Below are 23,039 nucleotides of genomic sequence, written 5' to 3' on the forward strand. Positions count from 1 at the left end.
TTTTTGGTAGACTAACTGCTTAAAAATAATACTAATAAATACGGAATGGCCTTTAATGGAATGCAAGGCGAGCGATAGTTTTATTGCTGCTCGACAGCTACCTAAATTTAAGTTGCTACTGAAAAAGTATCGACATCTAAAAAACATGCAGTCTAATTTGTTAACGCTTTCTGAGCTTGCAGCAACAGTGACTGACATGAATGCCTTCTATACAGCACTCGCTAGTGTTGTAGAGCCTATTTTTCGGACAAAAAACTTTCATATTGCCCTCGTTAATTCACAAGAGCAGCTCGAACTTGCCTATATGCAAAACAATGTTGATGCCAAACTTATTGTGAATACTTCGGCACAGGCGTGGCAAACTGGGTTAAGTGCTCAAGTTTATCTTCAAGCAAAAACGCTCCACTTTTTTCCAGAACAAGACGAAAATCAAACGTGTAATTGTATAGAGTGGTTAGGCGCACCATTAACACGTGAAAATAAAGTCATTGGTGTGATAGCTATTCAAAGTTACCAAGCCGATCTTACTTTTGATAAAATTGACGTTGAGTTGCTAACCTTTATCAGTGAGCACATTGTTACCGCAATTGATCGTGTGCGTTCTCGCGCTTCCCTTGAACATAGTATTACAGAACGAACCCGTAAACTGACCAAAGCAAACTCTCAGCTTCAAAAAGAAATTGTTGAGCGTAAGAAAGCTGAAAATGTTCACAAAGTGTTGTTAGCCATTTCAGAAATTACTGCATCAAGTGATGATATTCAGCAATTTTATCAAGCACTTCATCATCAGGTTAAGAAGCTGCTACCGGCAAAAAACTTTTTTATTAGCTTGTTATCGAATGATGGTTTCAAGCTTGAATACCCTTATATTGTTAATGAACAAATTATTGAAATTAACTCAAGTCGTCGTAAGTCAGGCTTAACTGAAAGAACAATTGTCCTTTCTTCTCCATTGCTATTGGCAAATCAGTCGTTATTTAGCCTTTCTACGAAAGATGGTATTCAAGAGCAAGATTTGTCGTTTGCACAATACGGTAGCTCGTTACCAAAAGCGTGGTTGTCTGCGCCGCTGATGCATCAGGGTGAAGTGTTTGGTGTGCTTGCATTACAAGATTTTTACCATGAAGATGCATATCAGCAAGATGATTTAGAGATTATTCGTTTTATTGCTGACCATATAGCCAGTGCTATTACACGTAAAAATCATCAGTTACAGGAACAACGTAACAAAGATGAGTTAGAGCGTTTGGTAAATGAGCGCACGAAAGAGCTTCAAATCAGTAACTTAAACCTTCGCATGCAAGTTGAAGAGCGTCGCAAAGCTGAAGCTAAACTGTATCACGAAGCTCATCATGATTCGTTAACAACGCTACCTAACAGAGCGATGTTTTCTGACCGCTTAAGCTTTGCGCTACGCCACATTAAACGTCACCCTCAAAATCGTTTTGCCGTGCTATTTATTGATTTAGATAGATTCAAAATGATCAATGATACTTTGGGTCATCATGCAGGTGATGAATTCCTCGTTGAAATTGCGAATCGACTAAAGTTTTGTGTCCGTGATAATGATTTACTTGCACGATTAGGTGGTGATGAGTTTGTTGTTTTACTTGATTCAATGCAAAGCCAAGAAGACGTAGAAGATGTTTGTTCACGTATTATCGACAAGATAGCAGAGCCATTCGTATATGACGGTAACGAGCTCTATTCTAATGCCAGTATTGGTATTGCTTTATGCAGCCATCAATACAACGATGCGAATGAAATCTTACGTGATGCTGATGCTGCCATGTATCAAGCGAAAAGCTTAGGTCGTGGTCGATTTGTCTTTTTTGATGAGAGTATGCGAGAGAAGCTGCTTGAGAATATGTCGTTAGAGCAAGAGCTTCGCGCTGCGATTAAAAAGCAAGAATTTGAATTGCACTATCAGCAAATCTCTAACCTGGGTAGTACTAGTGCCATTGGTTTTGAAGCGTTATTGCGTTGGAAACATCCGTCAAAAGGTATTTTAACGCCAAGCCAGTTCCTATTTATGGCGGAAGAAACCGGCATTATTTTAGATATTGAAACCTGGGTTATTGAAGAGGTTTGCCAGCAATTACAGCAATGGCAAAATGATACGCTTTATAGCAACGCATTTATTGGTGTAAATTTATCAGGGCGTCACTTAACGCAAAGTAATTTACTCAATAAGCTCATTGCACTCATTAAAACTAACACGATAGAGCCTGAACGGTTAATCTTAGAGTTTAATGAAAGCGCGTTTGCTCAGCATACAGACGTTGCATTGAAGGGCCTCAGAAAACTTAAAGATTTTGGGGTGAAACTCGCGCTAGATGACTATGGTGCAGGCGTCTCATCATTTAGCTTCTTACATAGTTACCCGTTTGAGTTTATTAAACTCGATCGTAGCTTTATTCGCACGCTTAACAACAGCGATAAGAATTTAACCTTGGTTAAAGCGTTAAATGAATTAGGTGAACAGTTTGGGTACCGTATTGTTGCTGAAGGTATTGAATCTGAAAGTATGCTTAAAAAGCTTCAAGGTGCAGGTTGTGAGTTTGGTCAGGGCTACCATATAAGCCGACCAGCTAAAATAACTTCTACCATTGAAACCTTGAGTGCAGCAGAAAAATTAAAAGCCTAACAATAAATTAGCGATATCTGCCGTTAGTTATTAGCCTTTGGCAAAATACCCTTCTACTTTTAAAGCAATACCAGGTGTTGCTTTATAATCAACCTCTTCTGGCCATTCCATAAAAGGCTCAATTTCAAAAAATAGCCATTTCTTGATTGCATTAAAGCGATAACGATAGCTTAAGGTGTAGTTTTCTATGAGAAAACCATTTTCACCATTACGCTCTCCTTCAACTAAAAGGCCAGCTACGCTCGCTTCTTTGTCTGAAAGATGTCGAAGGTAGTAAACACCGTGTTTCCAACGTATACCGGAAAATGCTTCTGATCCTCTTATCGAATAGTTAATCCTAAATTGGTGATCAGGATTAAGCTGGTAATCATATTCAAGTAATAGGCGAGCCCCAAGGCCATCGTCTGTGTAGTAATAGGCAGATGGGGTAAAAACAAAGCTATGTTTGTCGCGCCAAACATAATTACGTTTGTGTCGTGTTCTCACAAATAATGCTCCGCCAGAGATACCGACGCGCGTATCAGAGAATATATTTTGATTTTGGCTATGAATATAGCGCACGGCAGCTGCAAAGCTGTCGTCTTCAAAAGAGCCTTTTGTTTGCGCAGACTCTAACGGAAGCTGGTCTTGATCATCATCATCTGAAAAAATGACATCTACTTTGTTTTCGAAGTAAGGTAGCCTTACCTTTAATTTAAAGCGCACCTTAACTTCACTCCAATCCCGTGCTCTGGGTAACCAAGATGTGGAGATTCGAGCAAGTGATTGTGGCGTTAACTCATTTTCTTCTTGGTCATTAAAAAAACCATCAAACCAAATGGCAGATTCGTGAACTCTATTGGTTATATTCTCGTGTACTTGGCTGATCCAGTCATCAACTTCTGGAGATACTTCTATTTCACTGATTGCCTTCACTCTAGGGATAGGTCGTAATATCTTTTGCTCAATAGCCTCGATTGTGTCTATCGTTTGTTGTGTTATTTCATCGGTCGGTTGGTTTTCTTGAATGGTAATTTTTTGTTGTTCGGTTACTGGAGGTGTTTTTTCCGAAGACGCAGGTCGGATAGTTACACTGTCTGTTTTAGAATCATTTTGTATCGAGCCCTCTTTTGTGACACTTTTGGATTTGTCACTATCCTGTGACCTTACTTCAAAACATAATAAACTTACTAAAATAAAGGTAAGTAAAAATAACTTTTTACGCCTGACCATCAACACTCCATGGATGTTTTGCTAGTTAACTTTTAATGGGGTAACCTAGCGAAATAGGTGCTTTTTATTTCCAACACTTTATAATCATCATAACTTAATTTTAGGAGAATGCTATGGGTGGAATTAGTATTTGGCAACTCGTCATCATTGCGGTCATTGTTGTTTTATTATTTGGCACCAAGAAACTACGTAACATGGGTGGAGATTTGGGCTCAGCAGTTAAGGGCTTTAAAAAAGCGATGAATGATGAAGAAGCAAAAGATTCATTAACTGATGAAAGCCAAAAATCGACCAAAGCTACAGAGAAAGAAAAAGAGCAGGCATAATTCATGTTCGATATTGGTTTTTGGGAACTGTTACTCATCATGATAATAGGCTTAGTTGTTTTAGGCCCTGAGCGGTTACCAACAGCCATTCGCACCGTGCGTAATTGGGTGCGTAATGTAAAATCTTTTAGTCAAAACGTTCAGTCAGAAATAAAAGAAGAATTGCGCGTGCATGAGCTCCATGAAAATCTCAAGAAAGCTGAACAAGCAAACATGGAAAACTTATCGCCAGAAATTGCTCAATCGGTTGCCGAATTGAAGGAAGCTGCCGACATGGTTAATCGTCCTTATGCTGATAAAAAACAAAACTCATCACCTTCTCAACCAACAGAAAAGCAAGAGTAGATGTCAAAACCTTTAACGCTTTTTGATCACTTAATAGAGCTAAGATCTCGTTTATTGAAAGCTATTTTAGCTGTGCTCATTATATTTTGTAGTTTGGTTTATTTCTCACAAGACCTTTACCAGTTTATTGCTAAACCATTATTAGATGTCTTGCCCGAAGGCACACAAATGATTGCAACAGAGGTTGCATCACCATTTTTTGCTCCTTTCAAACTGACATTAATTTTGTCGTTGTTTGTCGCGATTCCTGTTGTGCTTTATCAAATATGGGCCTTTATAGCACCGGGCTTATACCAAAATGAAAAGCGGCTGATTGCCCCATTGATGTTTGGTAGCTCAATCTTGTTTTATGCAGGTGTCGCGTTTGCGTACTTTGTTGTCTTCCCACTCGCGTTTGCATTTTTCACTTCTGTGGCGCCTGAAGGGGTGACCATTGCGACAGACATATCGAGCTATTTAGATTTTATCCTAAAAATATTTTTTGCCTTTGGTGTCGCTTTTGAAATACCAATCGCTATTATTCTCTTGTGTTGGACTGGGGTGACAACGCCAGCAAAGTTGAGAACAAAAAGACCATATATTGTGGTAGGTGCCTTTGTTATTGGTATGTTATTAACACCACCAGACGTGATTTCGCAAACATTGCTCGCGTTACCTATGCTGTTGTTATTCGAACTAGGTGTGTTTATCGCATCTTTACAATCAAAAAATAAAAAAGAAAATTCTGAGCAGGAAAGTATTCATGATTAAGAAAGTAGTACAAGTCGCTTTAGTGTCTTGTTTATTCATTGGTGTTAGCCAAGCAAACACTATTGAGTCGTCATTAAAAACATGCGCCGATATCGTCGCCTCTACTGAGCGCCTTGCTTGTTATGATAAGTTAGCAAAAACCTTTAAAACGCCAAAGGTAGCAGTTGCAACGCAAGCACAAGAAGTTGCCAAGCCTGCTGCAATTGTAGCTCCTGTTGTTTCTCAAGAACAAAAAGAAGCTGAGTTTGGTGATCATCACCTTAAGAAAGATAAAAAACCAAACGAATTAGATCGTGTACAATTTACGATTGCTAAAATTAGTTACTCAGGTAAGAAAAAACTGAAGCTTACCTTTGAAAATGGTCAACGATGGAATCAATCCGACACTGAAACGTTACGTTTAAAAGTTGGTGATAAAGTGGAATTATTTAAAGGGGCCTGGAGCGCGATCTATCTTAAAAAGGTAGGATTTAACCGTAAAATTAGAGTCAAAAGAGTGAAATAACCATTTGATAGATATTGGCGTAAACTTAACCAATAGTCGTTTTTTAAAGGATTTACCCGACGTGCTAGCTCGAGCCAAAACGGTTGGCGTTAGCCAATGTTTGGTGACGGGCACAAGTGTCACAGAAAGTCAGCAAGCGATTGATTTATGCCAGCAGTTCCCTTCATATCTAGCCAGCACTTGTGGCATTCATCCACATGATGCCGATCAGGCGGGTGACAACTATATTGAGCAACTCGCTCAGCTAGCGAATCAACACGATTGTGTTAAAGCTATTGGCGAGTGTGGCTTAGATTTTAATCGCAATTTCTCTACAGCTGAGAACCAAAAGCGAGTATTTAAGGCCCAGATTACACTGGCTGAGCAATTGCAACTGCCGCTATTTTTGCATCAAAGAGATGCTTTTGAAGAGTGGTTTGCTTGCTTAAAACCCTTTGTTGGCAAGGTACCTGCTATGGTATCTCATTGCTTTACCGGCTCAGCTAATGAGCTGGAAGTTTGCTTAGCCAATGACATGTACATTGGCATTACTGGTTGGGTTTGTGATGAAAGGCGAGGTCAGGCATTACAAGAAATTGTGCATAATATCCCATTAAATCGTTTAATGATTGAAACTGATGCACCATATTTAACCCCTCGTACGATTCGGCCTAAACCTAAATCAAGCCGCAATGAACCGAGTTATCTACCTTATGTTGTAAAGACATTATCAGCGCTTTACGATGTTGCCGAAGAAACGATTATTGAGCACAGCACTAAAAATGCTATACGTGTGTTCAATTTAGGAGCTGCTAATGCTTAAGTATCTTAGCCTCCTATTCTTTTTGTTAACGAGCGCCTGCATTCAAGCAGAGGCCCTTTATAGCTTCAAAGAAAACTCCGATACCTTTCTCATCGAACAATACAATCAACTAAGATTAAACTCGATTAAAGTATCTTCAATTTCTGCAGTACTTGCGACACCGGCAAGCGCCTGGGAAGATAAGCAAGTCAGTAGCTACCTAGCATTAAATAAGGGTAAGAATTGGGTCAAATTTGATATTGTAAATCATCTTAATGAGCCATCTATTGCCTTCATAGACGTTGCTAATCGAAATACGCTATCAGAGATCAGTGTTTTCTTTGTCGATAGTAAGCAAGACGTTAAACGGCTTAATGTAAGATTATTAAACAACGATGTGTGGACAGCTTCTCTGTCTATTGACGCTCATGAACTAGTGACAGCGTACTTATTGTTGAGCACGCAAAGCTCTACCAACATACAAATAAAATTAAAGAAAGAATCAGCTTTCGTCGAATCAGCATTTGATGCGCAGTTCACACAGGGTTTTGCTATAGGTGGCATGTTATGTTTATCGATAGCCGCACTACTGTTGTATTTTGGTACTGGTAATGTACCCATGCTATGGCTTTTTGCTTTTTTTCTAATACGCACCATTTTGCTGAGCACAACGATGGGTAATAATCTTTATTATCTATTTCCTAGCTACCCAGAGCTAAAAGGCGTTGAATACCCCATACTGAGTTCAATATCTGTTATCTTTTACTACTTGTTTATTGAAAGCCTTTTTAGACTGCGAAAAACCCTATTCTCTGGTTATAAGTTTATTAAATTAATCAGTGCTTTATTGGTGGTTTATATACCACTCAGTTTATTGCTAGGTAACGTTGCGCATGTTGCGGTTGGCGCGCTAATGCATTTTGTTGTTACCTTGTCGGTGGCCGTAATCGGTTGGCTGTTATACAAACGTAACGTCAGGCTTTCGTTAGCCATTACCATCATTTCAATCATTCAGTTATTTATTGGTATTTTGTATTTCTTTAGTTACCAGTACTACTGGTTTGAGCAAGTGCATTTATTGATGTTTGCAGGTTTCTGGCTACATAATATTTTGGTGATTTTCTTATTGAGTCGCCAATATCGTCATCAAATGCAAGACAAACAAATCGCTCAAAGAGAAGCGATTGCGCAAATGAATGCAACAAAGAAAGCGCAAGAAGAACTATTGGCACTACAAAATATAACGCAAGAAGAACTTGAAACGAGAGTGCAAGAGCGTACTTTCGAACTCAATATCGCTCTACAAGAACTTGAAGAAGCGAACAGAGAATTAGAAGAAAAGAATACGTCAGATGAATTGACGAGTTTGTATAATCGACGTTTCTATGATCAAAAAATAATGGCAGAGTTTAGGCGTAGTAAGCGTAATCTCACACCACTAAGTCTGCTACTAATAGATATAGATTACTTTAAACAAGTGAACGATGAACATGGTCACTTAGGTGGTGATAAATGCTTGATTGCTGTCGCGGCGCAAATGAAACTCACCACGCAGCGCAGTACAGATATAGCTTGCCGATATGGTGGCGAAGAGTTTGTGATTATTCTGCCAGAAACCGATGAAGAAGGTGCAATGGCGATTGCGGAAAGGTTACGACAGCAAGTAGAAGAGCACACTATTTCCATTGATGAACAGGAAATATCTTTAACGATAAGTTGCGGTATTTCAACCTATCGACAGGAATCTTTTGCTACAGTAGATACCCTTTTTAGTTGCGCTGATAAGGCCCTTTATCGCGCGAAGAACGAAGGCAGAAACCAAGTACAGTTTCTGCCGATAGATTTAGACAAGTAGATTAAAATGAATAATAGTTTTGGACAATACCCTGCACGTCGATTAAGACGTATGCGAAAAGATGATTTTTCTCGTCGTTTAATGGCTGAAAACCAACTCACCGTCAATGATCTTATTTACCCTGTGTTTGTGCTTGAAGGTGAGAACCAACGTGAAGTCGTTGCATCTATGCCGGGTGTTGAGCGCAAGAGTATTGATTTATTGCTCGAAGAGGCACAAGAGTTGGTCGACCTTGGAGTGCCAGCTGTTGCGTTGTTTCCTGTAACACCAAGTGAGAAAAAATCGTTGATGGCTGAAGAGGCATATAATCCTGACGGCTTAGCGCAAAGAGCGGTGCGAGCGCTCAAAGCAAAGTTTCCTGAATTAGGTGTTATTACCGACGTAGCGCTAGACCCATTTACGACACATGGCCAAGATGGCATCATCGACGAAGACGGCTATGTATTGAACGAAGTCACTAAAGATATTTTGGTAAAACAAGCCCTATCGCACGCGCAAGCCGGTGCTGATGTGGTTGCGCCATCTGATATGATGGATGGTCGCGTTGGTGCTATTCGAGAAATTTTAGAGCAACATAACTTTGTAAACACGCGCATTTTAGCTTACTCAGCGAAGTATGCTTCCAATTATTATGGTCCTTTTAGGGATGCCGTCGGTTCTGCTGGCAACATTAAGGGTGGTAATAAGTTTTCGTATCAAATGGATCCAGCAAACAGTGATGAAGCATTACATGAAATCGCCCAAGATATTCATGAAGGTGCTGATATGGTCATGGTGAAGCCGGGCATGCCGTATTTAGATATTGTTCGCCGCGTAAAAGACAACTTTCAAGTCCCTACCTACGCTTATCAAGTTAGTGGTGAGTATGCGATGCATATGGCCGCTATTCAAAACGGCTGGTTAGCAGAAAAGCCTTGCATAATGGAAGGCTTATTAGCATTTAAACGTGCAGGTGCAGACGGTATTTTAACGTACTTTGCCAAGCAAGTAGCGTATTGGTTAAAAGAAGAAAAGTAGGGTTTAGCTAAGTTTGATAGTGAGTGTTAAATCGAATTTAGCGAGCTCTTTTATTTCTCGTGAAAGCTCATCTTTAATTAAAGGGTGGGCTGACAACCAATCAACATCAAACATAAGTACTAACATTTTATTCTCGCCACTCACCTTGAGTATCGGTAGCTGATCTTGCTGCCTGCGACTTGCTAGAATAATTGCGACACGAAGTATCATTAACATGGCTAAACATCGTGTTTTAGGCAGTAATTGGTTATCTAATACCCCCTTTTTGATGCTATCTTTTTGTTGTTGAACCAACATGGCAAGCGTTTGCTTTTCACTTTGATTAAAACCAGGCATCTGACTATGTTCGATAATATAGGCGCCATGATGCTGGTGTTGCTTATATTCAATCAAAAGCCCGATTTCATGCAGCTGACAAGCTGCGCCTAGAATAAAAGCATCTTGTTGGCCCAGTTGTGCGTTGGTTGGTGCGTATGCATCGAAAAGTTGTTTAGCTAGATATAACACACGAGCGCCGTGATCTTGTTCAACGTGATACTTGCTCATCATTGAATTGATTGTCAACGTTGCGATGTCGACATTTTTCGTTGTTGGTAGCATGTCATAGAGTAAGCCTTCACGTAAGGCGCCAGAAGACAAATGTAGCCTGTCGACCTGAAAGCTTTCAAACAAAGCAATCAAGATACATAGGCCACTGGCAAAAACAGGAATGCGCTCTCCAACTAAGCCATCTAGGGCGATATTATCGAAGGACTTACAGTCGATTAATTGTTGTTTGGTTTGAATCAGAAAGTCGTAGTCAATTAATGTGGGTTGTTTGGCATACATCAACATTTCAGCAAGAGCTTGCATCGTGCCACTGCCACCTAAAACAACCTGATGTTCAATATCTTGGTAGTCTTTTACGACAGGCGTAATCTGTGTTTTGGCATGGGCTATTGCTTGGCTAAAAGCCGCTTGTGTTAATTCACCGGTGGCAAAAAATGCTTGGTTAAACGTGACACAGCCAATATCTAAACTGACGGCTTTTATCGGATCGATATTTTCGCCAATGATGATTTCTGTACTGGCTCCACCAATATCAAATATCAATTTATTGCCAAGAATATTAGATGTGTAGGCAACGCCTTTATAAATGGTTTTGGCTTCTTCTTCGCCAGACAGCAAGGTAATGTTTTGACCAAGAATCTGATTGGCTTGCTGCAAGAATGTGTCGCGATTGTTTGCCAGTCTTAGCGTTGCCGTAGCTACGATGCGAATGTTTTGTTTTGGAAAGTCTTGTAAACGTTCAGCGAAAAAACGCATACACTCAAGGCCTCGAGCAATGCTCTTGGCACTTAAGTTATTATTTTTATCTAAGCCACTTGCTAACCGAACTTTACGCTTAACTTTGTCAACAATTTGTACGCTGTCTGCTAATTGTCGGGTAATTAGCATATGAAAGCTATTGGAGCCTAAATCAATAACAGCATACAAAGGTGATGACATAACACTTAGTTTCTACGTTGTTTGTTATACGGTGTTTTTGAACGGTTTTGGCCACCGTTATGAGGCTTGTGACGACGTTGTCTTGGCTTCGGCTTTGGTAAGTCAGTTAACAGCGCATCATGATCATATTTGCTAACAGGTAAAACATGCTCGATATAGTCTTCAATTGCAGGCAAGTTAAAAACGTACTCTTCGCACGCTAAGCTAATAGCATGACCTGACTCACCAGCACGACCAGTACGGCCAATTCGGTGAACATAATCTTCACAGTCATCTGGTAAATCATAGTTAAAGACATGTGTTACTAACGGAATATGTAAACCACGAGCAGCAACATCAGTCGCCACTAAAATATCAAGAGTACCTTTAGTGAAACCTTCCAAAATATGTAAGCGTTTCTTCTGCGGAATATCACCGGTTAACAAACCGACACGATGCTTATCGGCAATTAAATGGTTATAAATATTTTCACAAGAGTGCTTGGTGTTGGCAAAAATTATGGCTTTATCAGGCCACTCTTCTTCAAGCAAGGTTTGTAGTAGAAGCATTTTATCTTCATTAGATGGATAAAATAATTCTTCACTAATACGTAAATTGGTTTTTTGTTCTGGTTCAATTTCAACGCTAACCGGCTCATTCATATGCTCAAAGGCGAGTTCTTTGACACGAAATGATAGCGTTGCTGAAAACAGCATATTTAAACGCTTGGTTGCTGGTGGCATTTTTCTGAACAGATAGCGAATATCTTTAATGAAGCCCAAATCGAACATGCGATCGGCTTCATCAAGAACAACGGCTTCTATTTCATCTAATCGGTAAATACCTTGCTTTAGGTAATCGATTAAACGACCACAAGTACCGATAACAATATCAACGCCTTGTTCTAATTGTTCACGCTGTGAATCATAACCTTCACCACCGTAAACAACCGCTACGCGTAAGCCTGTGCTTTTAGCCATTTCAATCGCGTCACGATGAATTTGTACAGCAAGTTCACGCGTAGGCGCCATGATAATTGCACGAGGGTTTTTCGATGCTTTGTTGTCTGACTGCAACAAGCGGTGGAAAGTTGCTGCTAAAAAGGCAATAGTTTTGCCTTCACCTGTTTGTGCTTGACCTGCAATATCTTTACCTTCAATTAATACTGGCAATGATTTTGCCTGAATTGAAGTACATTGTTGAAAGCCCATGGCATGTAAACCGGTCACAACTTGTGGCGCTAGGTTAAGATCGGTAAACTTTTTATCTGATAAGTGAGTGTTTTTCATCCGCGTAGCTTAACAGGTAAGCAGTTAATAAAAAACTATTGATTATTGTTTCTTGCGCCCCCATATAAGCGTTAACGAGAAATTTAAACATTTCGGTTAAGCAATTTCGCTATTAGATTGAAGCAAGGGTTATAACACTTGTTTGGTATCTTGATAAAGTTAGCGTTATAATCTTTTACCATTAGGCAGTTAGGCCACATACAACGGAGAAAATAATGAGCGATAAAATTGTTCAGCTAACAGATGATAGCTTTGATGCAGACGTTATCAACGCATCAGGTCCAGTACTTGTTGATTTTTGGGCTGAATGGTGTGGTCCTTGTAAAATGATCGCCCCGCTATTAAATGATATTGCTGAAGAATACGACGGCAAAGTTACAGTAGCTAAGCTAAACATTGATCAGAATGCTGCTACACCACCAAAGTTCGGTATTCGTGGTATCCCAACGTTATTATTATTTAAAGATGGTAATGTTGCAGACACTAAAGTAGGTGCCTTATCAAAAACTCAATTAAAAGAGTTTTTAGATAACAACTTATAATAAAAAGCCCTTTTAAGGGCTTTTTTGCTATTTAAGCCAATAAAAAATAGAAAGAAAGCATGCTTTCTTTACCTAATAGAAAATTAATGCTAAGTTTAGCATTCAACCGAAATACACATATCAACCCAATCACTTTCTATAATAATTTATAGCTACCCACCTGGTGGCCAAAAATATTAAATATTATTAAGTACTCTCACTATGAATCTTACCGAACTTAAAGAAAAATCGATTAACGAATTGGTGCAACTTGCTGAGTCAATGAAACTTGAGCATTTAGCTAGGCACCGCAAGCAAGACATTATATTTGCTATCTTAAAAGCGCATGCTAAAAGCGGTGAAGATATCTTTGGCGGTGGTGTACTTGAAATACTGCAAGATGGTTTTGGTTTCTTGCGTTCAGCAGACTCTTCGTATTTAGCTGGACCAGATGATATTTATGTATCGCCAAGTCAAATTAGACGTTTTAGTTTGCGAACGGGTGATACGATTCAAGGCAAGATTCGTCCACCGAAAGATGGTGAACGATATTTTGCCTTATTAAAAGTTAATGAAGTTAACTTTGATCGTCCTGAAAACTCTCGTAATAAAATCCTTTTTGAAAACTTAACACCAATTCATGCCAACGAACGTCTAGGTATGGAGCGCGGTAATGGTTCTACGGAAGATATTACTGCACGTACTTTAGACTTAGCGTCGCCAATTGGTAAAGGTCAACGTGGCCTTATCGTTGCACCACCTAAAGCGGGTAAAACGTTACTACTTCAAAACATCGCACAAAGTATCGCTCATAATCATCCTGAGTGTGAGTTAATGGTATTACTAATCGATGAGCGTCCTGAAGAAGTGACTGAAATGCAACGCCTAGTAAAAGGTGAAGTAGTTGCTTCAACATTTGATGAGCCAGCGAGCCGTCACGTGCAGGTTGCTGAAATGGTTATTGAAAAAGCCAAGCGTTTAACTGAACACAAAAAAGATGTTGTGATTTTATTAGATTCAATTACCCGTCTAGCACGTGCTTACAACACGGTTATTCCTTCGTCAGGTAAAATCTTAACGGGTGGTGTAGATGCAAATGCCTTGCACCGTCCAAAACGTTTCTTCGGTGCAGCACGTAACATTGAAGAAGGTGGTAGCTTAACGATTATTGCTACAGCCTTGATTGAGACTGGCTCTAAGATGGATGAGGTGATTTACGAGGAATTCAAAGGTACTGGTAATATGGAATTACACCTATCTCGTAAAGTTGCAGAAAAACGTGTTTTCCCAGCTATTCATATTAATCGCAGTGGTACACGTCGTGAAGAGCTATTAACAAAACCTGACGAATTACAAAAAATGTGGATTTTACGTAAAATCGTGCATGAGATGGGCGAAATTGACGCCATGGAATTCCTCATTGATAAACTAGCAATGACGAAAACTAATGATGAGTTCTTCGATTCGATGAAACGTAAATAAATCAATAGTGCATTTAAGAGCCAGCTTGATTGCTGGCTTTTTCGTATCTGGTAATAGAGAAATGTTAGTACCGAGATTTTTTAAAAAGTTAAGTAAATTAGTTAGCTATAAATCAAGCAGCTTGTTCTTGGCGATCCTTACATTTGCTTTGTTTGGGCAACTCAATATCGCGAAAGCAGTTGAGTTGCGCATTGTTACGGAAAATTCTTACCCTATACAGTACCTAGAAAACAATACCGTAAAAGGTAAAAATGCCAATACGGTCAATATAATGCTTAAACAAGCGCATGTTGAAAGTAAGATAGAATTTATGCCTTGGGCACAGGCATCTAATATTGCTCAATCATTCCCTAACGTCATGATTTTTTCTATTGCGCGGACACCGGCACGAGAGCATGAATTTATTTGGGGGCGTCCAATTACCGATCTAAGTTACTCACTCTATACCTTAAAAGAGAATGTTGAAGCTTTTCAGAAGTTATCGGTTGATCAATTGAAGCAGTTAAGTATTGGGGCTATTCGTAATTCTGCAACCGAACAATATTTAGCAGAAAGCCAATTTTCAAATATTCAAGCGGTCAATAATCCTGTTCAGATGATAAGTATGTTGAACAAGGGGCGCATTGATGCGATTCCAGCCAATAACACGAGTATTGCAGCGTTTTGTCAAAAAATGAGCCTGCAATGTGATCTATTAATGCCGTTTTATCCGTTACCTGTACCATCTACGCAATTATACTTTGCTTTTAGTAAAGGCACTGATCCAAAATTGATTAATCGCCTTTTACAGGCATATGATAATTCGCCAGATATCGAAAAACTAAACTAGTTATTGTTAACGCTTAATGCTTTCAATGACGACTCAAGCTATAATGCTCAGCAAATTTTAGAACGCCACGCTCAATGAAATACAAAGACTTACGTGATTTTATAGAACAGTTAGAAGCTATTGGTCAGCTCAAGCGTATCCCGCAGGAGATATCAACGGAGCTAACCATGACCGAGATCAGTGATCGCACATTGCGTGCCAAAGGTCCTGCCCTGCTGTTTGAAAACCCTAAAGGTTTTGACATGCCAGTGTTAACTAATTTATTTGGTACACCTGAGCGTGTTGCACTGGCGATGGGGCAACCCGATTTAACAGCGTTAAGAGAACTTGGTAAATTGCTCGCTATGTTAAAAGAGCCAGAGCCGCCTAAGGGTTTTCGCGACGCCTTAAGCAAATTACCTGTCTATAAAAAAGTGCTTAATATGCCTGCTAAACAGGTTAAAAAAGCAGCTTGTCAGGAAGTTGTCCTAACTGGTGACGACGTTGATTTAACGAAGCTACCTATTCAATTGTGTTGGCCAGGCGATGTTGCTCCTTTGATTACTTGGGGTTTAACAATTACGAAAGGGCCGCATAAAAAACGCCAAAATTTAGGTATTTATCGACAGCAGTTACTCGGTAAGAATAAGTTGATTATGCGTTGGTTATCTCACCGTGGCGGTGCCTTAGACTTTTTCGAGTGGAAAAAGGAACATCCAGGAGAGAAATTCCCTGTTTCAGTGGCGTTAGGTGCAGATCCGGCAACTATTCTTGGTGCGGTGACCCCAGTACCAGATACCTTATCTGAATATGCTTTTGCTGGCCTTTTACGCGGCAGTAAAACTGAAGTCACCCAATCGGTTAGTAATGACTTGCAGGTGCCTGCGTCAGCTGAAATTGTGTTAGAAGGTTATATCGATCCGGACGAAATGGCACCGGAAGGGCCTTATGGCGATCATACTGGCTATTATAATGAAGTAGATGACTTTCCTGTTTTTACAGTGACTCATATTACTCAGCGCCAAAAGCCAATTTATCACAGTACATACACTGGCCGTCCGCCAGATGAACCGGCTATTCTTGGCGTAGCGTTAAATGAAGTGTTTGTGCCGATTATCCAAAAGCAATTCCCTGAGATTGTCGATTTTTATTTGCCACCTGAAGGCTGCTCATACCGTATGGCGGTTGTCACGATTAAGAAGCAATATCCGGGGCATGCTAAGCGTGTCATGATGGGAGTATGGTCATTCTTGCGTCAATTTATGTACACTAAATTTGTTATTGTATGTGATGATGACGTCAATGCGCGCGATTGGCATGACGTGATATGGGCAATGACCACAAGGATGGATCCAACCCGTGATACCACCTTAATTGACAACACACCAATAGACTATTTAGATTTTGCATCGCCAGTATCGGGTTTAGGCTCTAAAATGGGTTTAGATGCAACCAATAAATGGCCGGGTGAAACCGACCGAGAATGGGGCGTACCCATTGTCATGGATGAAGAAATTAAACAAGAAGTGGATGATATTTGGCAATCACTCGGCATTTTAGACGAGTCTTAAGCTTGAAAATCCTTTTATAGATGTAAGGTTTACTATGAACACAATTACTTGTCAGGTAGAGCAACTTAGCTCTTTAACAGATCATGTATACAAAGTGCTGTTAAAGCCTGAACAAGCTGTAACGTTTGAAGCGGGACAGTATTTAAACTTTGTTATGAGTGAGGATGACAAACGTCCATTCTCAATAGCTAGTGCGCCAGAAAGCGAACTGATTGAATTACAGATAGGTGCATTTGGTGCAGACAGTTACCCAATGCAAGTAATTGATAGAATCAAAGACACCGATCAAGTAACGATAGAAATGCCAGCTGGCAATGCGCAATTTAGAGATGACAATCAGCGCCCTATTTTACTATTAGCTGGTGGCACAGGGTTTTCTTACATTAAGTCTATTTTTGAGCATTTAGTGAATCAAAACTTCCAACGTCCAGTTATTGTATATTGGGGCTTGCGCGAGCCTAGCGCTTGTTATGAACTAGATGAAACTAAAGCGATGATCGAGAAACTAGCTGATGGTAGCTTCATTCCGGTGGTAGAGAATCCAAATGAAGACTGGCAAGGTAAAGTAGGCCTTGTGCATGAAGTGGCAATGAAAGACATTGTGAGCTTTGAACCTTATGACATTTACCTAGCAGGTCGTTTTGAAATGGTAGGCAAAGTACGTCAAGACTTTATTGAGCAAGGCGGTATCAAAGAGCATATGTTTGGCGATGCTTTTGCCTTTATTTAATCATCAGTAAAACATTTGTCCCTTTAAAGCCAGTTTGACTATTCATGCTGGCTTTTTTGTCTCATTTTTTTGCCCATTTCTTTATGTCTTCTCTATAAGATATCCTTTGCTTATGAAATAGTTGACTAAAAACTCAACTAATTTAAAGTAGTTAGCTCACTAAAATGCGTTACAGATAAAGAATTTACGTTTTAGTTACTCTATTTGCAGCAAGTAATAAATGAAAAGGACATTCATGACAAGTCGCGTTAAATCTATTTGGGCAATATTAATTACGGCAGTTGCCGCATTAACCCTCTTAGCATGCACCCCAAAAAATTCTGAAGAACAATGGAACAATACCGTTAAACAAGTATCAAGTGGCGTTGTTATTATTCAAACAGATGTCCCGATGGCTTTTGATGGACGTTGGAATAGAAGCAATTACGGTACGGGCTTTGTAGTGGATGCGAAAAACGGCATTATCCTTACAAATCGCCATATTATTACGCCAGGCCCCGTTACTGCAAAAGCAATTTTAGTGAACAATGAAGAAATTAACTTAACGCCGCTTTATTTCGATCCAGTACATGATTTTGGTTTTTTCAAATATGACCCCGCCGAAATCAAGCATATTGATCCACACCAATTTAAACTCAGTGACAAATCGCCTGAAGTAGGACAAGCGATTCGTATTATTGGTAACGACGCGGGTCAAAAAATCTCAATTTTGGATGGTACAATCTCTCGTCTCGATCGCGAAGCTCCGCGATACGGAAAAGGCAAGTATAACGATTTTAATACGTTTTATATCCAAGCGGCAACCTCATCTTCTGGTGGCTCCTCTGGCTCCCCGGTGATTAATGTAAAAGGTGAGGTGGTTGCGTTAAATGCTGGCAGTAATAGTAAATCTGCAACTGCGTTTTACTTACCTTTAACTCAGATCAAGCGCACGTTAAAGCAGCTACAAAATGGCGAGCAGGTACAACGAGGTACATTGAAGTCGACGTTTACTTCAACCCCTTATGCTGAGTTACAAAGGTTAGGACTAAGTGCTGATTTAGAAAAGCACTATAGAGAAAAATATCCTGACTTAAAAGGGTTGTTAGTTGCTCGTAAAATCATCCCAGAAAACTTTGATGATCAGCAGTTGCAAGTCGGTGATATTTTACTGAAGGTTAACCAGCAAGATGCAGTTAACTTTACACAGCTAGAGAATATGTTAAACAATCATGTAGAAATGGACGTTGAAATTGAGCTTGTCCGTCGCGGTGAAACAGTCACTTCGATAGTTAAGGTCGATGATTTGCATGCTCTTAACCCAACCAAACTCGTCAAATTTGATGGTAGTATCTTTCATAACCTTTCATACCAACAAGCTAGACATTTCAATAAACCTATTGAAGGCGTTTATGTAGCAAGTGCTGGCGGCTCTTTTAAAAAAGCAGGCGTACCAGATAATAGCGTGATTACTGAGTTTAATGGTAAACAACTGAGCGATGTTAGTGCATTAAATGATGCGCTGCTTGCCGTGGGCAGTGGCACCAAAGTGCATCTTCGTTATTTTGATTTTTCGACCCCAAATACCACCAATTACAGCTTAGTGGAAATTAACCGAAAATGGTTTGAGCATAGTGTATGTGAAAAATCTGTTCAGTTGCCTTATTGGCCTTGCCAAATTTATACAGATCCAGTGGCATCGGCAATTGATGTACCTGCTATTAAGCCTGAAAACACAAAGCATTACACTGATACTAAACGTCTCGAAGATACGTTAGTGAATGTGTCGTTTAGTAGTCCATACTCTGTGCAAGGAAGGAGCGGTGACAAAAACCATTATGGTACCGGCGTTATTGTCGATATTGATAAAGGCTGGGTAGTTGTTGCTCAAAGTGTTGTTTTTAGCATGCTCGGTGACGTTAAATTAACGTTTAATAACCGATACGAAATTAAAGGAAAGGTTGAGTACATTCATCCGTTGCACAATTTAGCGTTAATTTCATACCCACCTAGCGAACTACAAAATGTCAATGTTGCTCAGGCGACATTTAGCGATAAGGTGATGAACAAAGGCGACACCATTATTCAGATGGGCTTGAACTATGACGGCGTGGTTGAATACCGAGAAACACTTGTCGATACGACAGAAGAGTTTTGGTTGAGCCAATACAATGTACCGCAATTTATTGATAAGAACATTGAAGTCACTCATTTTGTAAACCCTAATACGATCATCGATGGGATTTTGGTAAATAGTGATTTGGACATCGTTGGACTGTGGATTGTTTTTGACGGCAGTGACTCGAATGGTAAAGAACAAAGTAGTTCTATTGCCGGTCTTTCAGGTCATTACGTAAACGAACTTATTTCTCATGCACAAACGAACAAGCCTATTTATTCGTTAGATATCAATTTAACGATGCTGCCACCAGTAGAAGCTCTTCAGATGGGGCTTGATGAAGAATGGCTTGCTACGTTACAGGCTCATAATCCTGATTCGAATAAAGTGTTAGCTATTTATAATGTATCGACAAGCGCGCAAAGTGCGGAGTTTTTAAAGCGAGGTGATTTATTGTTAACGATCAATGATTCGCCTGTTACAACGTTCCGAGAAGTTGAAGCCTTGTCACAATCACCGAGTGTTATGGTGACTTATTTCAGCCAAGGGGAAATTCAAACCCAGAGTGTCCAAACAAAAGCGTTGTTTGGCACTGATATTGACCAAGTAATATTTTGGTCCGGTTTGTATTTGCATGCGCCACATCGTGCTGCTCAATTACAAGGGAACGTGAGCTCAGAAGGGGTTTATGTTGCAAGTTACCGATTTGGTTCTCCAGCGACCAGATATGGTCTGTACGCAATGCAACGTATCGTTGAAATAGATGGCAACCCAATTACGACTACGCAAGACTTTATCAAAGCAGTAAAAGGTAAAAAGCAGCAAGAATCTGTACTTATTAAAACAATAGATTTTAATAATAACCCTAAAGTCATCACGCTAAAGGTGAATAATCACTACTGGCCATTCTATGAAATGAGATATGAGAATGGTGAATGGATAAAAATTGATCATGCAATTTAGCTACTTTATGAATAAAGCGTCTATATAGGGCGCTTTTTTATCAAGATTGAATGTGTAAATACATACCTTGTAACAAAGTATTAACAAGTGCTAAGTTGGCCCAGTACGCGATTAGCGCTTGATTTTCAGTGTATTTTAAAATCTTTAGTCACATTTGTGGGCGACACATCCAGAGTGATTTGCTAGTTTAATTGGCGAATAAATCATAAAGGAGATAGATTTTGCGCCACATTGTGAAATGGCTTACCGGTACTGTAATTCTCGCGGCCTCCTCTCAGGCTCTAGCGAATGCAGATGCACCCGTATACCAAAAACCACCCAAAGAAATTCTTGAGTTAGTTGATGTCAAACTAGCACCTTATACGTTAATCGATGACGCGCGAGAAAACATGGTGTTGTTATCAAGAGATCCGTATAAGTCGATTGATGAATTATCGATTAAAGAATTGCGTCTAGCCGGCCTTCGTATTGACCCTAAAACGAATATTGGTAGTCGTGTTACCTACTTCAATGATATTGAGATACAAAAAGTTGGCAAAAAACAAAAGTCAGCAGTAAAGGGTTTACCAGATAAGCCTCGGCTAGCAAATTTTGTTTGGTCACCTAATCAAAAGTACATCGCGATGACGCATACAACAAGCGTTGGTGTAGAACTTTGGCTACTTGATGTCGCTAAATCAAAAGCACGTCAACTGACCCAAGGCACGTTAAATGCGAATATGGGTAATCCTATTGATTGGATGCAAGACAACGCGTCTTTATTAGTCAAAATGATACCAAGCGATCGTAAAGCACTTATCAATGCTGAAGCTGCAGTTCCTGTAGGACCAACGATTAGTGTTAGTGATGGTAAAAAAGCGCAAAACAGAACCTATCAAGACTTACTCAAGAACAAAAATGATGAGTTTAACTTTGAGCAACTAGCACGTTCAGAGCTAAAGTTAGTGAGCTTAAAAGGTAAAATTAAGTCTTGGTCAAAAGCGAGTATGTTCGGTGGCGTTAGTGTTTCACCTAATGGCAAATATGTACTGGTTTCACAATATCAACGTCCTTTTTCATACTTGGTGCCGTACCGTCGATTCCCAATGACTTCAAAAGTTTATACTAAGAAAGGTAAAGTGGTCGAAGAGATCGTTTCAGTACCGCTTATTGAAGACCTACCAAAAGGCTTTATGTCTGTGCGCGAAGGCCGACGAGGTATTTCATGGCGTAATGATAAACCTGATACCTTGTATTTCATGGAGGCACTTGATGAAGGTGATGCGGCAAATGAAGTTGCTCATCGTGATCAATTAAGTGAGTTGGTCGCGCCATTTAACGGTCAACCTAAACCACTAATGAAAAGTATCAACCGTTTATACCAGGTGATGTGGGGTGATGATGACAATGCCTTAGCCATTGATTATTGGTGGAATACGCGCAACACCAAAACCTACTGGTTTAATCCATCAAATGTCGAAGTTGAGCCTGTTGTCTTGAATGATAGAAGCTATCAAGATGCCTATAGTGATCCGGGTAACGTTGTTACACGTCGCAATAAGTATGGTCGTTCTGTCATGGCAATGGATGAAGGGAAAGTGTATTTATTGGGCGATGGCTATAGCGATAAAGGACAATTTCCGTTTTTAGATAAGTTAACGTTAGCCAACAATAAGACTGAGCGACTGTATCAATCAACCTATACTGATCGAATCGAAGACTTAAGAGACTTCGATCCGCAAAGTCAGCAGTTACTGGTACGTATCGAGTCGAGTGAGCAATACCCTAATTACTATTTCCGAACATTGGGAGAAGCTGATTTACAGCAACTTACCGCTTTTGATAATCCATTCAAAGCACTTAAAAATGTCCATAAAGAAGTGATCAATTATCAACGTGATGACGGACTTGATTTAACCGGTACACTTTATTTACCAACCGACTACCAAGCCGGAAAGCGTTATCCTATGATTCTTTGGGCATACCCGAGAGAATACAAAGATAAAAGTAGTGCGGCGCAAAATACCCAAAACCCTAATGAATTTACCTACCCTTATTGGGGATCACCAATTTATTGGGTAAGAAAAGGCTATGTTGTACTTGATGATGCGGCGTTTCCAATTGTTGGTGAAGGCGATGAAGAGCCAAATGATTCATTTCGTACACAGCTAGTTGCGAACGCTAAAGCAGCTATCGATACGTTAAATGAGCGTGGTTTAATCGATCCTGAGCGCGTTGCTGTTGGTGGCCATAGTTATGGTGCATTTATGGTTGCGAATTTATTATCCCATTCTGATCTGTTTGCTGCAGGTATTGCGCGAAGCGGTGCTTATAACAGAACACTAACGCCATTTGGCTTCCAGTCGGAAGAGCGCTCATATTGGGAGGCACCTGAAGTCTATTATACAATGTCGCCATTTATGCACGCAGATAAAATGAAAACGCCATTGTTACTCGTTCATGGCGAGGCTGATAACAATAGTGGTACTTATCCGCTACAAAGTGAACGTTACTTTAATGCATTGAAAGGCTTAGGCGCTACCGCCAGACTTGTGATGTTACCAAAAGAGTCACATGGATATCGTGCTAAGGAAAGCATTATGCACCTATTATGGGAGCAGGATCAGTGGTTAGAAAAGTACGTTAAGAATAAACCAGAGAAAAAATAAATCTGGTTATGTTAAAAAGGGGCT

Annotated in this window: 18 protein-coding genes; 15 read left to right on the plus strand and 3 right to left on the minus strand. The window is 39.9% G+C overall.

The features are described 5' to 3' along the window. Positions 1-55: 55 nt before the first annotated feature. The gene (locus QQK02_RS00530) at positions 56-2,647 is read left to right on the plus strand and encodes a bifunctional diguanylate cyclase/phosphodiesterase (protein WP_284205970.1); all 2,592 of its coding nucleotides are present in this window, start codon (positions 56-58) and stop codon (positions 2,645-2,647) included. A gap of 30 nt (positions 2,648-2,677) precedes the next feature. Here QQK02_RS00530 and QQK02_RS00535 read toward each other — a convergent pair whose 3' ends face one another. Further along, complete coding sequence (locus tag QQK02_RS00535) at positions 2,678-3,859, minus strand: hypothetical protein (RefSeq protein WP_284205971.1); 1,182 nt, start codon at positions 3,857-3,859, stop codon at positions 2,678-2,680. Positions 3,860-3,972: 113 nt separating this feature from the next. Here QQK02_RS00535 and tatA point away from each other — a divergent pair, with 113 nt between their 5' ends. The 7 genes from tatA to hemB are packed head-to-tail and all read left to right on the plus strand — an operon-like array spanning position 3,973 to position 9,438. Next, on the plus strand, positions 3,973-4,185 hold the full coding sequence (gene tatA, locus QQK02_RS00540) for a Sec-independent protein translocase subunit TatA (RefSeq protein ID WP_284205972.1): 213 nt from the start codon (positions 3,973-3,975) through the stop codon (positions 4,183-4,185). Positions 4,186-4,188: 3 nt separating this feature from the next. Further along, positions 4,189-4,530 (plus strand): Sec-independent protein translocase protein TatB, encoded by a 342-nt coding sequence (gene tatB, locus QQK02_RS00545; protein WP_284205973.1) that lies wholly within the window; start codon positions 4,189-4,191, stop codon positions 4,528-4,530. After that, on the plus strand, positions 4,531-5,280 hold the full coding sequence (gene tatC / locus QQK02_RS00550) for a twin-arginine translocase subunit TatC (protein WP_284205974.1): 750 nt from the start codon (positions 4,531-4,533) through the stop codon (positions 5,278-5,280). Next, a complete protein-coding gene (locus QQK02_RS00555; protein WP_284205975.1) occupies positions 5,273-5,785 on the plus strand; it encodes a hypothetical protein in 513 nt (170 codons plus the stop codon). Before tatC ends, QQK02_RS00555 begins: the two co-directional genes overlap by 8 nt. A gap of 4 nt (positions 5,786-5,789) precedes the next feature. After that, on the plus strand, positions 5,790-6,587 hold the full coding sequence (locus QQK02_RS00560) for a TatD family hydrolase (RefSeq protein WP_284205977.1): 798 nt from the start codon (positions 5,790-5,792) through the stop codon (positions 6,585-6,587). Then, complete coding sequence (locus QQK02_RS00565) at positions 6,580-8,421, plus strand: sensor domain-containing diguanylate cyclase (RefSeq protein WP_284205979.1); 1,842 nt, start codon at positions 6,580-6,582, stop codon at positions 8,419-8,421. Before QQK02_RS00560 ends, QQK02_RS00565 begins: the two co-directional genes overlap by 8 nt. A 6-nt stretch (positions 8,422-8,427) precedes the next feature. Further along, positions 8,428-9,438, plus strand: coding sequence for a porphobilinogen synthase (hemB, locus tag QQK02_RS00570; RefSeq protein ID WP_284205981.1), 1,011 nt, complete (start codon positions 8,428-8,430; stop codon positions 9,436-9,438). A 3-nt stretch (positions 9,439-9,441) separates the two neighbouring features. On the opposite strand, the gene QQK02_RS00575 is transcribed toward hemB, so the two are convergent. Beyond that, positions 9,442-10,926: a Ppx/GppA phosphatase family protein gene (locus QQK02_RS00575; protein ID WP_284205982.1), complete on the minus strand. Its 1,485-nt coding sequence runs from the start codon at positions 10,924-10,926 to the stop codon at positions 9,442-9,444. A gap of 5 nt (positions 10,927-10,931) precedes the next feature. Further along, entirely contained in the window at positions 10,932-12,194 is a 1,263-nt protein-coding gene (rhlB, locus tag QQK02_RS00580) for an ATP-dependent RNA helicase RhlB (protein ID WP_284205983.1), read from the minus strand. 215 nt (positions 12,195-12,409) lie between these two features. Here rhlB and trxA point away from each other — a divergent pair, with 215 nt between their 5' ends. The 7 genes from trxA (at position 12,410) to QQK02_RS00615 (ending at position 23,015) form a co-directional block, all read left to right on the plus strand. Continuing rightward, complete coding sequence (gene trxA / locus QQK02_RS00585) at positions 12,410-12,736, plus strand: thioredoxin TrxA (protein ID WP_284205984.1); 327 nt, start codon at positions 12,410-12,412, stop codon at positions 12,734-12,736. A gap of 201 nt (positions 12,737-12,937) precedes the next feature. Next, a complete protein-coding gene (gene rho / locus QQK02_RS00590; RefSeq protein ID WP_284205985.1) occupies positions 12,938-14,197 on the plus strand; it encodes a transcription termination factor Rho in 1,260 nt (419 codons plus the stop codon). A 127-nt stretch (positions 14,198-14,324) separates the two neighbouring features. Next, complete coding sequence (locus tag QQK02_RS00595) at positions 14,325-15,026, plus strand: substrate-binding periplasmic protein (RefSeq protein WP_284205986.1); 702 nt, start codon at positions 14,325-14,327, stop codon at positions 15,024-15,026. 74 nt (positions 15,027-15,100) lie between these two features. After that, positions 15,101-16,576: a 4-hydroxy-3-polyprenylbenzoate decarboxylase gene (ubiD, locus tag QQK02_RS00600; RefSeq protein ID WP_284205987.1), complete on the plus strand. Its 1,476-nt coding sequence runs from the start codon at positions 15,101-15,103 to the stop codon at positions 16,574-16,576. Positions 16,577-16,610: 34 nt separating this feature from the next. Further along, positions 16,611-17,306: an NAD(P)H-flavin reductase gene (fre, locus tag QQK02_RS00605; RefSeq protein WP_284205988.1), complete on the plus strand. Its 696-nt coding sequence runs from the start codon at positions 16,611-16,613 to the stop codon at positions 17,304-17,306. A gap of 235 nt (positions 17,307-17,541) precedes the next feature. Continuing rightward, positions 17,542-20,367, plus strand: a complete 2,826-nt coding sequence (locus QQK02_RS00610) for a trypsin-like peptidase domain-containing protein (protein ID WP_284205989.1) — start codon at positions 17,542-17,544, stop codon at positions 20,365-20,367. 221 nt (positions 20,368-20,588) lie between these two features. After that, positions 20,589-23,015, plus strand: a complete 2,427-nt coding sequence (locus tag QQK02_RS00615; protein WP_284205990.1) for an alpha/beta hydrolase family protein — start codon at positions 20,589-20,591, stop codon at positions 23,013-23,015. The last annotated feature ends 24 nt before the right edge of the window (positions 23,016-23,039 follow it).

This window comes from Thalassotalea eurytherma (assembly GCF_030161415.1).
GTDB classification, from domain to species: Bacteria; Pseudomonadota; Gammaproteobacteria; order Enterobacterales; family Alteromonadaceae; genus Thalassotalea_G; species Thalassotalea_G eurytherma.

Bases quoted from the DNA above. Each gene is read 5' to 3' on its own strand.
- QQK02_RS00530 (WP_284205970.1), top strand. From the start codon at position 56: ATGGAATGCAAGGCGAGCGATAGTTTTATTGCTGCTCGACAGCTACCT.
- QQK02_RS00535 (WP_284205971.1), bottom strand. From the start codon at position 3,859: ATGGTCAGGCGTAAAAAGTTATTTTTACTTACCTTTATTTTAGTAAGT.
- tatA (WP_284205972.1), top strand. From the start codon at position 3,973: ATGGGTGGAATTAGTATTTGGCAACTCGTCATCATTGCGGTCATTGTT.
- tatB (WP_284205973.1), top strand. From the start codon at position 4,189: ATGTTCGATATTGGTTTTTGGGAACTGTTACTCATCATGATAATAGGC.
- tatC (WP_284205974.1), top strand. From the start codon at position 4,531: ATGTCAAAACCTTTAACGCTTTTTGATCACTTAATAGAGCTAAGATCT.
- QQK02_RS00555 (WP_284205975.1), top strand. From the start codon at position 5,273: ATGATTAAGAAAGTAGTACAAGTCGCTTTAGTGTCTTGTTTATTCATT.
- QQK02_RS00565 (WP_284205979.1), top strand. From the start codon at position 6,580: ATGCTTAAGTATCTTAGCCTCCTATTCTTTTTGTTAACGAGCGCCTGC.
- hemB (WP_284205981.1), top strand. From the start codon at position 8,428: ATGAATAATAGTTTTGGACAATACCCTGCACGTCGATTAAGACGTATG.
- QQK02_RS00575 (WP_284205982.1), bottom strand. From the start codon at position 10,926: ATGTCATCACCTTTGTATGCTGTTATTGATTTAGGCTCCAATAGCTTT.
- rhlB (WP_284205983.1), bottom strand. From the start codon at position 12,194: ATGAAAAACACTCACTTATCAGATAAAAAGTTTACCGATCTTAACCTA.
- trxA (WP_284205984.1), top strand. From the start codon at position 12,410: ATGAGCGATAAAATTGTTCAGCTAACAGATGATAGCTTTGATGCAGAC.
- rho (WP_284205985.1), top strand. From the start codon at position 12,938: ATGAATCTTACCGAACTTAAAGAAAAATCGATTAACGAATTGGTGCAA.
- ubiD (WP_284205987.1), top strand. From the start codon at position 15,101: ATGAAATACAAAGACTTACGTGATTTTATAGAACAGTTAGAAGCTATT.
- fre (WP_284205988.1), top strand. From the start codon at position 16,611: ATGAACACAATTACTTGTCAGGTAGAGCAACTTAGCTCTTTAACAGAT.
- QQK02_RS00610 (WP_284205989.1), top strand. From the start codon at position 17,542: ATGACAAGTCGCGTTAAATCTATTTGGGCAATATTAATTACGGCAGTT.